The 14,230-nt window shown below is 49.8% G+C and carries 16 protein-coding genes; 2 read left to right on the forward strand and 14 right to left on the reverse strand.

Annotation, left to right across the window (positions count from 1 at the left end; translation table 11 throughout):
* Positions 1 to 58: 58 nt before the first annotated feature.
* The 11 genes from iscX to Q8K39_RS10045 all read right to left on the reverse strand — a co-directional run bounded on the left by iscX (position 59) and on the right by Q8K39_RS10045 (position 9,026).
* Entirely contained in the window at positions 59 to 253 is a 195-nt protein-coding gene (gene iscX, locus Q8K39_RS09995; RefSeq protein ID WP_305259810.1) for a Fe-S cluster assembly protein IscX, read from the reverse strand.
* Positions 254 to 303: 50 nt separating this feature from the next.
* Positions 304 to 642, reverse strand: a complete 339-nt coding sequence (gene fdx / locus Q8K39_RS10000) for an ISC system 2Fe-2S type ferredoxin (protein WP_186951512.1) — start codon at positions 640 to 642, stop codon at positions 304 to 306.
* A 68-nt stretch (positions 643 to 710) separates the two neighbouring features.
* The gene (gene hscA, locus Q8K39_RS10005) at positions 711 to 2,576 is read right to left on the reverse strand and encodes a Fe-S protein assembly chaperone HscA (protein ID WP_305259813.1); all 1,866 of its coding nucleotides are present in this window, start codon (positions 2,574 to 2,576) and stop codon (positions 711 to 713) included.
* A 70-nt stretch (positions 2,577 to 2,646) separates the two neighbouring features.
* Positions 2,647 to 3,150, reverse strand: a complete 504-nt coding sequence (gene hscB / locus Q8K39_RS10010; RefSeq protein WP_186951510.1) for a Fe-S protein assembly co-chaperone HscB — start codon at positions 3,148 to 3,150, stop codon at positions 2,647 to 2,649.
* A gap of 11 nt (positions 3,151 to 3,161) precedes the next feature.
* Positions 3,162 to 3,485, reverse strand: coding sequence for an iron-sulfur cluster assembly protein IscA (iscA, locus tag Q8K39_RS10015; RefSeq protein WP_110253627.1), 324 nt, complete (start codon positions 3,483 to 3,485; stop codon positions 3,162 to 3,164).
* Between the two features lie 69 nt (positions 3,486 to 3,554).
* The gene (gene iscU / locus Q8K39_RS10020) at positions 3,555 to 3,950 is read right to left on the reverse strand and encodes a Fe-S cluster assembly scaffold IscU (protein ID WP_186951509.1); all 396 of its coding nucleotides are present in this window, start codon (positions 3,948 to 3,950) and stop codon (positions 3,555 to 3,557) included.
* Positions 3,951 to 4,005: 55 nt separating this feature from the next.
* A complete protein-coding gene (locus Q8K39_RS10025; protein WP_186951508.1) occupies positions 4,006 to 5,259 on the reverse strand; it encodes an IscS subfamily cysteine desulfurase in 1,254 nt (417 codons plus the stop codon).
* A gap of 16 nt (positions 5,260 to 5,275) precedes the next feature.
* A complete protein-coding gene (gene iscR, locus Q8K39_RS10030; RefSeq protein ID WP_162041504.1) occupies positions 5,276 to 5,758 on the reverse strand; it encodes a Fe-S cluster assembly transcriptional regulator IscR in 483 nt (160 codons plus the stop codon).
* Between the two features lie 103 nt (positions 5,759 to 5,861).
* Positions 5,862 to 6,158 (reverse strand): helix-hairpin-helix domain-containing protein, encoded by a 297-nt coding sequence (locus Q8K39_RS10035; protein ID WP_305259818.1) that lies wholly within the window; start codon positions 6,156 to 6,158, stop codon positions 5,862 to 5,864.
* A 123-nt stretch (positions 6,159 to 6,281) separates the two neighbouring features.
* Positions 6,282 to 7,793, reverse strand: a complete 1,512-nt coding sequence (locus Q8K39_RS10040) for an aldehyde dehydrogenase family protein (protein WP_305259819.1) — start codon at positions 7,791 to 7,793, stop codon at positions 6,282 to 6,284.
* A gap of 141 nt (positions 7,794 to 7,934) precedes the next feature.
* Positions 7,935 to 9,026: a saccharopine dehydrogenase family protein gene (locus tag Q8K39_RS10045; RefSeq protein WP_305259820.1), complete on the reverse strand. Its 1,092-nt coding sequence runs from the start codon at positions 9,024 to 9,026 to the stop codon at positions 7,935 to 7,937.
* Positions 9,027 to 9,178: 152 nt separating this feature from the next.
* Here Q8K39_RS10045 and Q8K39_RS10050 point away from each other — a divergent pair, with 152 nt between their 5' ends.
* Positions 9,179 to 9,625 carry an Lrp/AsnC family transcriptional regulator gene (locus Q8K39_RS10050; protein ID WP_186951505.1) on the forward strand — a complete coding sequence of 149 codons (447 nt, stop codon included), beginning with the start codon at positions 9,179 to 9,181 and terminating at the stop codon, positions 9,623 to 9,625.
* A 49-nt stretch (positions 9,626 to 9,674) separates the two neighbouring features.
* On the opposite strand, the gene Q8K39_RS10055 is transcribed toward Q8K39_RS10050, so the two are convergent.
* On the reverse strand, positions 9,675 to 10,013 hold the full coding sequence (locus tag Q8K39_RS10055) for a hypothetical protein (RefSeq protein WP_305259821.1): 339 nt from the start codon (positions 10,011 to 10,013) through the stop codon (positions 9,675 to 9,677).
* 130 nt (positions 10,014 to 10,143) lie between these two features.
* Positions 10,144 to 10,458, reverse strand: coding sequence for a hypothetical protein (locus Q8K39_RS10060; RefSeq protein ID WP_305259823.1), 315 nt, complete (start codon positions 10,456 to 10,458; stop codon positions 10,144 to 10,146).
* A gap of 226 nt (positions 10,459 to 10,684) precedes the next feature.
* Here Q8K39_RS10060 and Q8K39_RS10065 point away from each other — a divergent pair, with 226 nt between their 5' ends.
* Positions 10,685 to 12,766: a hypothetical protein gene (locus tag Q8K39_RS10065; protein ID WP_305259825.1), complete on the forward strand. Its 2,082-nt coding sequence runs from the start codon at positions 10,685 to 10,687 to the stop codon at positions 12,764 to 12,766.
* A gap of 56 nt (positions 12,767 to 12,822) precedes the next feature.
* Here Q8K39_RS10065 and Q8K39_RS10070 read toward each other — a convergent pair whose 3' ends face one another.
* A complete protein-coding gene (locus Q8K39_RS10070) occupies positions 12,823 to 14,205 on the reverse strand; it encodes an L-serine ammonia-lyase (protein ID WP_305259826.1) in 1,383 nt (460 codons plus the stop codon).
* Positions 14,206 to 14,230 lie beyond the last annotated feature (25 nt).

Raw genomic sequence — 14,230 nt, forward strand, 5'->3', positions numbered from 1 at the left:
CAAATGACCAAAAAATTCGCAAATTGCCGCTTTATTGTGATCATGGACGCTGACGGGATTATTTGCTTTCGGCTATCCAGGCCATTTGTATGGCTTCAAGTATCTTCTCACCACCGCGTGCATGATCGTCGTCAAACGCTTCAAGATCGACGATCCAGTTATGCAAGTCGGTAAAGCGTACTGTAAGTGGGTCAATATCAGGGAGCTTATCGCAAAGTGCTTCGGCGATTCTGTAGGTGTCTGTCCATTTCATGTTGAGCTCGACTTTTGCAAATGCTAACGGCGAGTACGTGAAAATCAATATTAATGATTTTCGCGTGCGTGGTTGATTGTGTACTTGGGGATTTCGATAGTGATATCCTGCTTGCCAAGCTTGACTTGGCAAGACAGGCGTGAAGTTGCTTCCAGTCCCCAGGCTGCATCCAGCAAATCTTCTTCGTCATCAGTTGATTCATTCAATGACTTGAAGCCTTCACGCACGACCACATGGCAAGTGGTGCAGGCGCAAGACATTTCACATGCATGCTCGATTTCCACATCGTTCTCAACCAAAGCTTCGCACAGTGATTTTCCTTCCGGTGCGTCGATGACAGTTCCTTCTGGACAAAGTTGAGGGTGCGGCAAAACAATAATTTGTGGCATGTTGTTCTCGTAATCTAGCTATTTCAATATATATGGGTACGGCCAGGAGTGATGTCTGAAATTACTGTTCAGACAATCTCATCCAGTTTTTTTCCGGCCAATGCACTGCGCACACTTTGGTCCATGCGGCGAGCAGCAAATTCTTCGGTGCCATCGGCGAGTGCGCTGATGGCTGCATGCAATAATTGATGATCTTTTCCATCCTTCAGCTTGGTGACCTGATCCATCAATGCTTTGATCTGTTCTTGCTCTGCATCGTTGAGCAATTGGGCGTCGCCATTCAACGCAGATTGGGTGGCCAGTAAAATGCGTTCCGCTTCCACCCCTTCTTCGCGCAATGCACGTTCTTGCATGTCTGAATCTGCCGAGGTGAAAGAATCTTGCAGCATTCGCGTGATTTCATCATCGGCCAGGCCATAAGATGGTTTGACGGTGATCGCTGCTTCTACACCAGAGCGCAGTTCGCGTGCAGAAACGGACAATAAGCCATCGGCATCTACCTGGTAGGTGATGCGTATGCGTGCAGCACCGGCCGCCATAGGAGGAATGCCGCGCAATTCAAAGCGTGCAAGTGAGCGGCATTCGCTTACCAGTTCACGTTCGCCTTGCACCACATGGATGGCCATGGCGGTTTGTCCGTCTTTGAATGTCGTAAATTCCTGAGCGCGGGCGCAAGGGATGGTGGAATTGCGAGGGATGACTTTTTCTGCCAGGCCGCCCATGGTTTCCACACCCAATGACAATGGAATTACGTCCAGCAACAGCCAGTCATCGCCAGGGGCGCGATTGCCTGCCAGCAGATTGGCCTGTATCGCAGCACCGAGTGCCACTACCTTGTCAGGATCAATATTGGCCAAGGGTGTAGTCTGGAAGAATTCGGCGACAGCCTTGCGTACATGCGGCATGCGCGTCGCACCACCCACTAGCACGACGCCATCAATATCATCCACCGTCAGGTTGGCATCACGCAGCGCTTTGCGGCAGGGAGTCGTGGTTTTTACTACCAGGTTTTGCGTCATGGTGGCAAATGCTGTGGCACTGATTTGCAAATGCACAGATTCACCAGAATTTAGCTTTGCATCGATAAAAGTGCTGGGCTTGCTTGATAAGATTTCTTTAGCTTCGCGTGCCTTGATCATCAGTGCACTGGTATCTTCATCGGACAATGGTGCTAGTTTGGATTCTTGCAAGATCCAGCAAAACAGTCGGTGATCAAAATCATCGCCACCCAGGGCAGAATCGCCGCCAGTTGATAGTACTTCGAATACACCCTTGCTCATCCTTAAGATGGAGATATCAAATGTGCCACCGCCCAGATCGTAGACGGCATAGATGCCTTCAGATGCATTGTCGAGACCGTAAGCGATTGCTGCTGCAGTAGGTTCATTTAGCAAACGCAAGATATTCAGGCCTGCCAACTTGGCTGCGTCCTTTGTAGCTTGTCTTTGCGCATCATCGAAATAGGCGGGGACAGTAATCACCGCGCCGACCAAGTCATCACCAAGAGCATCTTCTGCCTGCTGGCGTAGGGTAGCCAGAATTTGGGCAGAGACTTCTACCGGGCTTTTGATGCCCGCTACAGTTTTGATCTGCACCATGCCAGGTTCATCATGAAAATCATAAGGCAGATTTTCAGCATAGGCGATGTCTTTCAGGCCGCGACCCATGAAGCGCTTGACGGAGGCTATCGTATTCCTGGGATCATTGCTTTGCTCGGCCTGGGCCTTGAAGCCTATATGCGCATGGCCATTCGGCAGATAGCGGACTACAGAAGGTAGCAGAGGACGACCTTCTTCATCATTTAACACTTCGGGGATACTATTACGTACGGTTGCAACCAGTGAATTGGTGGTGCCCAGATCTATGCCTACTGCCAACCTGTGCTGGTGTGGAGCGGTGGACATGCCAGGTTCAGAAATCTGCAGTAATGCCATGGTGAGGTGGGATGGCTAAGCATCTAAAAAGGGCAAATCGGCATAGCCAGATTTGCCGGGTTATTCGAAATTACTCATCGAGAGCAGCGATATCGGCAATAAATTTTTCCAGAAACATGCAGGTACGGATTTGCAGCGCAGCTTCTTCAAAGTTACCCAGGTCTATCGAGTTGCCAACCGCATGCAATTGCGTTCGTAAGGCACTGTTCAGTTCGCGTTCGAGACGTAGCAGCGCAGCTTCATTATTGTCCTGTCGCGCGTCGTCAAAGGATTCGCGCCATTCCATTTGCTGCATCAAAAATGCGCCAGGCATGGAGGTGTTGGATTCTGTCTGCAAATCCACGCCCTGCAATTCGCATAGGTAGCGTGCGCGTTTTAGCGGCTTTTTCAGTGTTTGATAAGCCTCATTTGCCCTGGTTGCCCATTGCATGGCGACGCGTTTTTCAGCTTCACTGGCTTGCACAAACTTGTCCGGATGCACCTGGTTTTGCACCTCGCGGTAAGCTGCATCCAATTGTCCCTGATCAAGTGCAAACTGTTGCGGCAACTGGAATAGCTCAAAATGATTCTGCATCTGCGCCAGCCTTAAATCCTGAAGCTTTCGCCGCAACCACATTCGTCCTTGACGTTGGGGTTGTAGAATTTAAAGCCTTCATTCAAACCTTCGCGTGCAAAGTCCAGTTCGGTACCGTCGATGTAGGGCAGGCTTTTAGGGTCAACAAATACCTTGACGCCATGCGATTCAAAAATCTGGTCGTCATTGCCGACCTCATCCACATACTCAAGCTTGTAAGCCATGCCCGAGCAGCCGGTTGTACGTACCCCAAAGCGCAGGCCTATGCCTTTGCCGCGACGCTCCATATAACGGGTCACATGTTTTGCCGCTTTTTCTGTGAGTGTGATAGCCATATTTATTCCAGTTTTTTTGCTACTAAACTTTTGCTGCCAGTTTTATTGAAACGAATCTTGAAACTAATTTCAGGCGCTTTGTTCAGCGCTGTGCTTGTTCTTGTAATCCAGCACAGCAGCTTTGATCGCATCTTCCGCCAAAATAGAGCAGTGAATCTTGACCGGCGGCAGTGCCAATTCTTCAGCAATTGCCGTGTTCTTGATCTCCAAGGCTTGGTCCAATGTCTTGCCCTTGACCCATTCAGTGACCAGGGAAGAAGACGCAATCGCAGAGCCACAACCATAAGTTTTGAATTTGGCATCCTGGATGACGCCATCAGCGCCGACCTTGATTTGCAATTTCATGACGTCGCCGCAAGCAGGTGCACCGACCATGCCGGTACCTACAGTGTCATCGCCTTTTTCAAAGGCGCCGACATTACGTGGATTTTCATAGTGATCCAACACTTTTTCAGAGTAAGCCATTTTGATGCTCCTTGATTTTCTTAAATGCGTTTTTCAAATGCGCCATGAATATGAATTAATGCGCAGCCCACTGAATAGTGGAGATATCAATACCGTCCTTGTACATATCCCAGAGGGGTGACAATTCACGTAACTTGGCAACCTTGGTCTTCAGCAGGTCTATCGTAAAGTCGATATCTTCTTCTGTCGTAAAGCGACCGATAGTAAAGCGTATCGAGCTATGTGCCAGTTCGTCGCTGCGGCCCAGTGCGCGCAGAACGTATGACGGTTCCAGACTGGCTGAGGTACATGCAGATCCGGACGATACCGCAATATCCTTGATTGCCATGATCAGGGATTCACCTTCAACATAGTTGAAACTGACATTCAGGTTGTGCGGTACACGGTGTTCCATGTCGCCATTGACATAAGTTTCTTCAATTTCTTGCAAGCCTTTTGCCAGGCGGTCACGCATGGAGCGTACATGTGCCAGCTCGCTTTCCATTTCCTCTTTTGCGATGCGGAAGGCTTCGCCCATACCAGCAATTTGATGCGGTGCCAGTGTGCCTGAGCGGAAACCACGTTCGTGACCGCCACCGTGCATCTGTGCTTCGAGGCGCACGCGTGGCTTGCGGCGAATGTAAAGCGCACCTATGCCTTTCGGGCCATAAGATTTGTGAGCAGAGAAAGACACTAGGTCAACCTTGGTATTTTCCAGATCGATATGCACCTTGCCAGTCGCCTGCGCTGCATCGGAATGGAATACGATGCCTTTTTCACGGCACAATTCACCAATTTCAGCGATAGGCTGAATGACGCCTATCTCATTATTGACCCACATGACGGACACGAGAATGGTGTCCGGACGTATGGCTTCTTTTAATTGTTCTATCGTGATCAGGCCGTTGTCGCCCGGTTGAAGATAGGTTGCTTCAAAGCCCTGGCGTTCCAGTTCACGCACGGTATCCAGCACCGCTTTGTGCTCGGTTTTTACCGTGATGATGTGCTTGCCTTTGGCCTTGTAAAAGTTTGCAGCACCCTTCAGCGCCAGGTTATTGCTTTCTGTCGCGCCAGAAGTCCAGATGATTTCACGCGGATCAGCATTGACAAGATCAGCCACTTGCGCACGTGCATCTTCAACTGCTTTTTCAGCATCCCAGCCGTACATATGGCTACGTGAAGCCGGATTGCCATACTGCGCGCGCAGGAAGGGAATCATTTTATCGGCAACACGGGGGTCAACCGGCGTCGTCGCCGAATAATCCATATAAATAGGGAAGTGTGGTGACTTCAAGGTGTCGAGCAGGCTTTGTTCCAAAGGGGCGTTCATTCAAAACTCCAAATATTCAAGAGGCAATGTGATTGACATGCGTATGGTGCATGACGACTACATGGTTTTCTGATGCTTTCTGTCTTTGCTGATTGACCAGGTCCTGAAGTGAAACGGAATCCAGGTAATCGACCATTTTGGCGTTCAGCGTCGCCCACAGGTCGTGCGTCATGCAGTGCAGGCCATTTTCATGGTCGCTGCCATGACAATTGCCTTTGCCACCGCATTGCGTTGCATCAAGAGGCTCGTCAACTGCAATGATAATATCGGCAACGGTGACATTCTGCGCCTTGCGGGCAAGATTATATCCGCCGCCTGGTCCTCGGACGGATTCAACGATTTCATGGCGGCGCAATTTCCCGAATAACTGTTCAAGATAGGACAGGGATATATCCTGACGCTGGCTGATGCCAGCCAGGGTCACGGGTCCCTTATCCTGGCGCAGGGCCAGGTCTATCATTGCCGTCACGGCAAAACGTCCTTTGGTGGTCAGTCGCATATATTACTCCGGGGATACTCCACGCAAGAAAAGCTGAATGCCCTGAGTTGTTGAGCATTTTAGTCAAGTATAGCAAACTTGAGTAATTTTGTCAGGAATAGACTTATAGTGAGGAGGGCGATGCCAGGTGAGCTTTGCGTTCTGCTGTGTAATGCCAACAAGTCTGAGGTGGTTCGCCATTCATGAATTTTACTATGGAAATGAAAACATCGTAGACACATGGGTCATGCCTGACTTTGGTCAGGGCACATAGCTCGTCGTACATCTGGTAGGGATTGCGTCCTTTTAACTGCTGTGGCTCAGTAATGCTTAGTAGATGCAAGTCGGCAACTGTAGCCTTGCCGACATTTGGTAACTGTTCCAAGTGCTTGATGTCAGTGCAAGTAAGTGCTTTTTTCATAAATTTTTTTTGCTGCTCCTTACAAGCGAGTTCTGAGTAAGAAATTGTATGATGAAATCTTGGCGGTATAAAGTTAAAGACCGCCATTTGGCGGTCTTTTGAAGCTAGTATATTTGATCTCGATCAAATATCAAAGCTGATGCCTTGCGCCAGTGGTAAGGAATTGCTGTAATTGAAGGTGTTAGTAGTGCGACGCATATAGGCTTTCCATGCGTCAGAACCAGATTCACGGCCGCCACCGGTTTCTTTTTCGCCACCAAACGCGCCGCCAATTTCTGCGCCGGAAGGTCCAATGTTGACGTTCGCGATGCCGCAGTCACTGCCAGCAGCAGAGACAAAAGTTTCGGCTTCACGCAAGTCTGTAGTGAAGATTGAAGATGACAGGCCTTGCGGTACTTCATTATTCAATCTGATGGCTTGCTGCAAATCGCTGTAACGTACTATGTACATGATGGGCGCAAAGGTTTCATGGTGCATGGACGCAGTCTGGCTTGGCATTTCTACCAGTGCCGGACTGACGTAAAAGCCATCTTCGTTGCCCTCAACTAAGGTGCGTTCGCCGCCAAATACTTGACCTTGTTCGGATTTGGCAATTGCCAACGCGCTTTGCATGGCGTCGAAAGAGGCAGCATCAATCAATGGGCCGACCAGGGTGGTCTTTTCCAGAGGATTGCCGACTGGCAGGCCTGCATAGATTTTCTTTAGGCGCGGCACCAGTGTGTCATAAATACTGTCATGGACAAACAGGCGGCGCAGGGTAGTGCAGCGTTGACCAGCAGTGCCAACAGCAGAGAAGGTGATGGCACGGACGGCCATTTCCAGATCTGCGCTTGGAGCCACGATCATGGCGTTATTGCCGCCCAGTTCAAGGATGGTACGAGTCAAACGCTTGGCGCAGACTTCAGCAACCTGGCGGCCCATGCGGGTGCTGCCTGTGGCGCTGACCAGGGCGATGCGCTTGTCTTCGACCATTTGCGCGCCAGTATCGCGTCCACCAATGATCAGTTCTGCCAGACCTGACGGGGCATCGCTGCCAAAGCGGGCAACTGCCTTCATGAACAGGGCGCGGGTAGCGATCGCAGTCAGTGGGGTTTTTTCTGACGGCTTCCAGGTAACACTATTGCCGCAAACAAAAGCCAGTGCTGCATTCCATGCCCAGACTGCGACCGGGAAATTGAAGGCAGAAATGACACCCACTACGCCTATCGGATGCCATTGTTCCATCATGCGATGGCCGGGACGCTCTGAAGCTATCGTTAGACCATACAACTGCCGTGACAGACCAACTGCGAAATCGCAGATATCGATCATTTCTTGTACTTCGCCCAGGCCTTCTTGTAGGATTTTGCCAGCTTCCAGTGTCACCAACTGACCCAGGGCCAGTTTGTGAGTGCGCAATTCTTCCCCAAACAGGCGCACCAACTCACCGCGACGCGGCGCCGGGACGTTGCGCCATTGTAAAAATGCGGCATGGGCACGGTCTACGCGTTGTTTGACCTCTGCCGCAGTGTCAGCGCGCAGGCTGGCCAGATTTTTGCCGTCTATAGGGGAGATACTGTGAATGTCGCTACCCTGATAATCGCTTAAATTGATATCAAGCTCTTTCAGGATCGCTTGCAAAGTGGTGTTTTCCATTTTGTTTGCCTCGTCAGGTTTTTAAAAGGCAGACTTTCTTTTGGAAAGTCTGCCTTTATTAGTTATTAGATAGGCTAAATGCCAGTGGCCATATTGTAGCTCTGGCAGCGATCTTGTGCCCAGAACAGCAATGTTGGCTGATTACGCTGCGTAATATTGACCAAATCGGTTGGCCAGGAAATCAGCCAGGACAGCTTGCTCCTGACGCACCAGACCGTGCTGTGGCAATTTACCTGTAACTACCAGGTCAACCATAGCGCAAATGCCGGAGGCAGTTGTCAACTGTATGGCTGACAGCAATTGGCCGTTGACTTTTTGTGCATAGATTTTCTTCGCGTAGGATTCTTGTTCCAGGCGGCCATCGCGCATACCAACAACACTGACAAACACCAGCACCACGTCCTGTTTGGTCATGGGAATAGCGGTTTCCATGACTTCTTTCAAAATTGGACGGCGCTCCAGTTTGCCCAATTGCAGGTCGCGTATCAATACTTTGACGATATCGCGGTGACCAGGATAGCGCACAGTCTTGTAATTCAGGTTTTGTACCTTGCCTTCCAGGCTTTCGCACAAAGTGCCGAGGCCACCAGAAGTGTTGAAGGCTTCGTAGTCTATGCCATCCAGGGAGAAATGCTCGATTTCTTCCAGGGCTGCGGTTTCGCGCAATTGACCATCAACAATCGCTTCGCAAGGATTGCAGTATTCATTGATCAGGCCGTCAGTGCTCCAGGTTAGATTGTATTTCAACGCATTATTCGGGAAGGTAGGTAGGGCGCCGACACGCATGCTGACATCGCGCAGGGTTTCAAAACGCTTGGCAACATCATTGGCCACGATAGAGATAAAACCTGGTGCTAGGCCGCATTGTGGTACAAAGGCGCAATCAGCACCTTCCGCCAGTTGTTTGACAATACGTGTGCTTTCCACGTCTTCAGTCAAATCAAAATAATGGGAATTAGCTTCACGTGCTGCGCCAGCGATGATGGGTGTCAAAAAGTAAGGGCAGGCAGACATGGTGACCTTATGTCCGCGTATTAACTCTGTGACTGCCGCTTTATCACCCAGATCAGCCTGGACGATGCGGGTATTCGGGAAGCCGGCTAGCTGTACATATTTCAGACGTTCCGGGTCACGGTCTGCCACTGTGATTTCGTAATCGCCAGTGTGGGACAGCAAATTCAGAATCGCATCACCAATTTTGCCTGCGCCCAGAAGTATTAGTTTGGTTGTCATGTTTGTCTCCAGTATATAGTTGTGTTGTGAATGGAAGTGTAAGATTGATACTGAAGTCTAGGCCTTAGTTTTGTCAGTTAATAGCAGCAAAGTTATCGTCATATTGTGTATTTGCGAGATAAAATGTCTAAATAATCAAACAAAATGACGATATGAAACCCGACCTTGATGAGATAGATGACAAAATCCTGGCTTTGTTGATGGATAACGCCCGCCTGCCAGTGACAAGTATTGCCAAATTGGTGGGTATAGCGAGAACTACCGTGATCGCCCGTATATCTGCACTAGAGAAGCGTGGAGTCATAGCAGGCTACGGCCTAAAGCTGAATCAGAAGTTGGTGCAGCCCGCTGTCAGGGCTTATGTGGGTTTGTCAGTGGAAGCACGTTATGCTGCTGGCTTGATCAAGTATCTGCAGCAGTTACCGGAGACCGAAACGCTTTGTGCAGTCAGCGGTGCTATCGACTATATGCTGACCCTGCGGTGCGGCAATACGGATACATTGGACAAATTGCTGGATCAGATAGGAGCGCTGGATGGTGTCAGGCAGACTTCAACTTCAGTGATATTGAGTAAAAGGATAGACCGTGGAGCGCTATAGTGATGCACCATGACCCAGATAGTGTCGTATCCGGGTTGGACTGAAAAAATTAGGTGCTGCTGGCCGACTTGGCCTGTGATTTTTTATCTTCTGAAGTTGTCTTTTTAGCTGCAGCAGGTACTGCTTGTGAATTGTCAGTAAAACGTTGATTCGATTGCTGCAATATGTGTAAGTGCACGGATGCGCGGTCAATTCCGCTTCTATCCAGTTGCAGAGGCGCAGGGGCTGCCGGTGTTTGTGCTGGCGCTTCTTGCATCACTTCTGTTGTCTTGTCCTGATCTTCGTTCTGGCTCGGAACGGAAGGTGCAAACATAAAATCTTGTGAAAAAGCGATGCCAGCCAGCAAAGTGGAAGACAGCACACACAAGAAAATAGATTTTTTTAACATGATTGCCTGCAAATTAATAAGTGCTGTGGGTGTCAAAAATCAATATCGCCATAACTATCACAGTTAATGTTTCAGTAAACCGTGGGTGTGTTTTTTGCTATTTTTAATACAAATCTTTGGATAGTAGATGCTAAACAAGCAATTGAGGCCTTTTCTGTACAGGTACCTTTGCCTGTTGAGTCTGCCTGCCTTGCTGATCAAGAGCGAGCTTTTCCTCAGGGCTGAGACGTTTCGCCGCAATGAAGACAGTTTGCATCGTGTTACCAGCCTGTTCGATATCAAAAGCTATCTTTTGTTGTTCTGTCAGTCTCTGTGCTGTTATTGTGACTGTGGAAATATTTGCTTTTGCAGCAAGTTTATTAATATATGTAGTCACCGATACTATGGTAGCAGCAAATACGCAAATGGTTAAGAGTGTTAAATTAGTTTTCTTGACGATATTCATTATTTTCTCTCTGGTTCTTCGTGTGGTCTTTCGATGTAAGCACTTTAAGCAAGTTACCTTGTGACTGCCATGCGTTTGCGATGAAATGCAGAAACCGGGGGACGAAATTCAAATATTGAAACATGAGCAGCGCCCCTTCCCATGAAAAACCAGATGCTTTTTGCCATTTGGTGCCGCATTGAGAGATACTAGGTGCCTGTTAAAACAATAAGACTTGGGAGTCTGCATGTCGGGAAGTCGATACATTCAACAGATCAAACAGCTTGCTGTGCTGCTGACATTTTGGCCAGTGCTGGCACTAGCACAATTGCAGCCATGGGGAAATTACCCCGCATTGCCCAAGCCTAGTGCCTCAGGACAGGCTGAGCAAGCTGACGACCGACATCGCTTTCTGGAATCGCTAAGTGACGCCCAGGTTCGGGCCTGGATGAAAAAGCAAACTGACTTTGCCAATGCGGCATTGGCAAACATCAGTGGTCGGGACGCTTTACTGAAGCGCCTCAAAGTCTTGCAAAGCACAGAATTTGGTGCCGGTAGTTTGCTGGAAGTGCGGGGCATGCAGTTTTTTGTGCGCATAACTGCGGATAACAGGCAGCAGCTTTTCATGCGCAATGCCGCTACCAATGCTGAGCGCTTGCTCCTGCTGACCGAGATTGGGCAAAGCATAGGTCTGTTCACGCCATCTGTGGATGGCAGCCATGTTGCCGTGACGATAATTACCCCCCCTGGACAGCGCCAAAGCCTGCGTATTATCAAGACTGGCGATGCCAGCATGCTCAAAGATAATCTGGAAATGATAGATGCAGACATCAAGGATGTTGCCTGGAATGCTGATTCCACAGCGATTTATTACCGTAAGTCCGCAACAAAACCAGGTGCCGACCGTGGCGCTATCTGGCAGCACTTACTTGGCAGTAAACTGGAAACTGATGTTCCCGTCATTGGTCCAGGCGTTAACAAGAGCAGACGATTTGCTGTCAGTGATATCGTGTCGATCAGGACCAGAGCCAACTCGCCCTACCTGCTGGCAGCTGTTCAGCACGGGCATAACCAAGAACGCAGCCTGTACGTCATCAAGCAGGATCAGCTAAATGGAGCAGCGTCTCCCTGGCAGCGCATTGCAGCGCCAGCAGATAAAGTGAGGAATGCATGGCTGGCTGGTGAACAACTCTATCTGTTATCAACAAAAAAGAAGAATACAGGGGCTATACTTAAACTGGATTTAAAGACACCGCAAATCAGCACTGCCAAGGAAGTCTTGCCCGCCAGCAGTGATGAATTGCTGGATGTGGCGGTTGCCCGGAATGCCTTGTATATTCATGCCGTTGAAGCCGGGTATAGCAAGCTCATGAAGGTGGAGCTTGATGGCGGTAAGCAGGAGGACCTGAGTTTGCCGCGTTCGGGACGTATCAGTGACTTGAGTGCCGATGCCGATAGTGAAGGGGTGCTCTTTGTTCTGGAGGCCGCAAATGCCGCGCCTTTAGCTTACCGTGCATTGGCTGGTGGTCAAGTCAGGAATGTAGAGGTGTTCCGTGCGCCGCAAGTTGGTTTTCATCGTTTCGTCAGCAAGAACCTGAGTATTTCCAGGCCTGGCAGCAACAAGAAAATTGCCTTGACACTACTATATTCCGAGGGCATGGAACTGGATGGTAAGCGTCCTGGCTTGTTGATGGTGGATACGGGTACTGGTTTGTCGAAGTTGGCCAGGTTCGACACCTTGCGACTGGCATGGCTGGAACAGGATGCCCTGATGGCTATTGTTCATATTCCGGCAAATGAAAATGCCAAGCAAAAAAATCCAAATGAAGGCTTGGATGAGGTTATTGCAGCTGCTGACTACTTGATTGCCGAAGGTTATACCAGCCCTAAGAAACTGGTCGCGCAAGAAACAACGCCAGGCAAGCGATGGTTAGCGCAAGCCATCAGCCAGCGGCCTGAATTGTTTGTTGCCATGCAAAGTGCGGCAGTGCTCTCTGAAGCTGTGACTGCGGGCAAAAACCAAAAGTCGAATGCAGGCGGCAAGAGTAATGTTACCGGGGGTAACCTGAGTCCGTATGCCAGCTTGAGTGCTGGACGGAGTTATCCCGCAACCCTGATATCGGCCCGTTTTGGTCTGGCCGATACACCAATCTGGATGAGTGGCAAGTTCAGTGCGCGTTTGCAAGCAGCAAATGAAGAAAAATCCAGACCGGCATTATTTCGTACCGACTTTGCTGGTAGCTGGAAATATGATGCGCTTAGTGAGCTTGCAGATAATTGGGCCTTCTTGCTTTGGCAGACAGGGCACAAAGGATTTGTGCTTAAATAAAAAATGGCCGCTGTGAGAGAGCGGCCATTTTTTATCCAGTTGCCCGGGTATTCGGATTAGCAGGCAGCGTAGTTAACCGTGACCACGTGTACAGCCAGGCCGCCCAGGGAAGTCTCCTTGTATTTTGCCTGCATGTCAAAACCCGTCGCACGCATGGTTTCTATTACGTCGTCCAGACTGACATGATGCGTGCCATCACTGCGCAGGGATAATGACGCAGCTGTAATCGCCTTGACTGCTCCCATGCCATTGCGTTCTATGCAGGGAATTTGCACCAGACCGCCGATAGGGTCACAAGTCATACCCAAATGGTGTTCTATGCCGATTTCTGCGGCTGATTCAATTTGCTCATTAGTGCCGCCAAGGGCGGCGGTCAATCCAGCAGCTGCCATGGCACAGGCCACACCGACTTCGCCCTGGCAGCCGATTTCAGCGCCGGAAATCGAGGCATTCTTTTTGCACAGCATGCCTATGGCGGACGCTGCCAACATGAAATTGCGTATGCCTTGCTCTGGGTGGCTGGGTTTACAGTCTTCTGCGTAGTAGCGCAACACAGCCGGGATAATGCCGGCAGCACCATTGGTTGGCGCAGTAACTACACGGCCGCCAGCTGCATTTTCTTCATTGACTGCCATGGCATACAGACTGACACGGTGCAGGCCATCATGTGGCAATACGTCAGCTGTTTCATTGGCAGCGCGCCATAATTTGGCAGCGCGTCGTTTGACATGCAATCCACCTGGCAGTTCGCCAGACGTTTGCAGACCGCGCGAGATACAGCCTTTCATGACTGACCAGATTTTATCCAGGCCAGCATCGAGTTCTTCGTCGCTACAATAGACATTTTCATTGGCGCGCATCATGTCTGTGACGGACAAGCCTGTGCGTTTACCATGGGCCAACAATTCGGCCATGGTTCCAAATGGGTAGGGAAGGGGTTTCCTTTCGCCGCCGTTGTCAGAGTCAGGATTCGCCAGTTCTTCTGACGAATAGATAAAACCGCCGCCTGTGGAATAGTATATTTTTTCAAAACAGCTGCCATCATTACGAGTCAGTATGAATTTCATGCCATTCGGGTGGCCAGGCAGTACTTCTTGCTTGAACCAGAGTATATCTGCGGCAACATCAAACTTGACAGAGTATTCACCCAGTAAATTCATTTTGCCTGAACTGGCCAGGGCGGCCAGTTTTTCATCCACGCTTTCAGGAACGAGGTCTTGCGGCGTCTCGCCCATCAAGCCCAGTAAAACTGCCTTGTCGGTTGCATGGCCATGGCCAGTCAGAGCGAGGGAGCCGTATAAGGCGACCTGCACTTTGGACACCTTATACAAATCTGCAGATTCAAGCAAAAATCTGCGAGCAGCCAGCATGGGGCCGACCGTATGGGAACTCGATGGGCCTACGCCTATTTTAAATAATTCGAATACACGCATGTCCATCAATTCACCTCTTTACTTGTCTCTG

The organism is Undibacterium sp. (assembly GCF_030683615.1).
GTDB classification, from domain to species: domain Bacteria; phylum Pseudomonadota; class Gammaproteobacteria; order Burkholderiales; family Burkholderiaceae_D; genus Undibacterium; species Undibacterium umbellatum.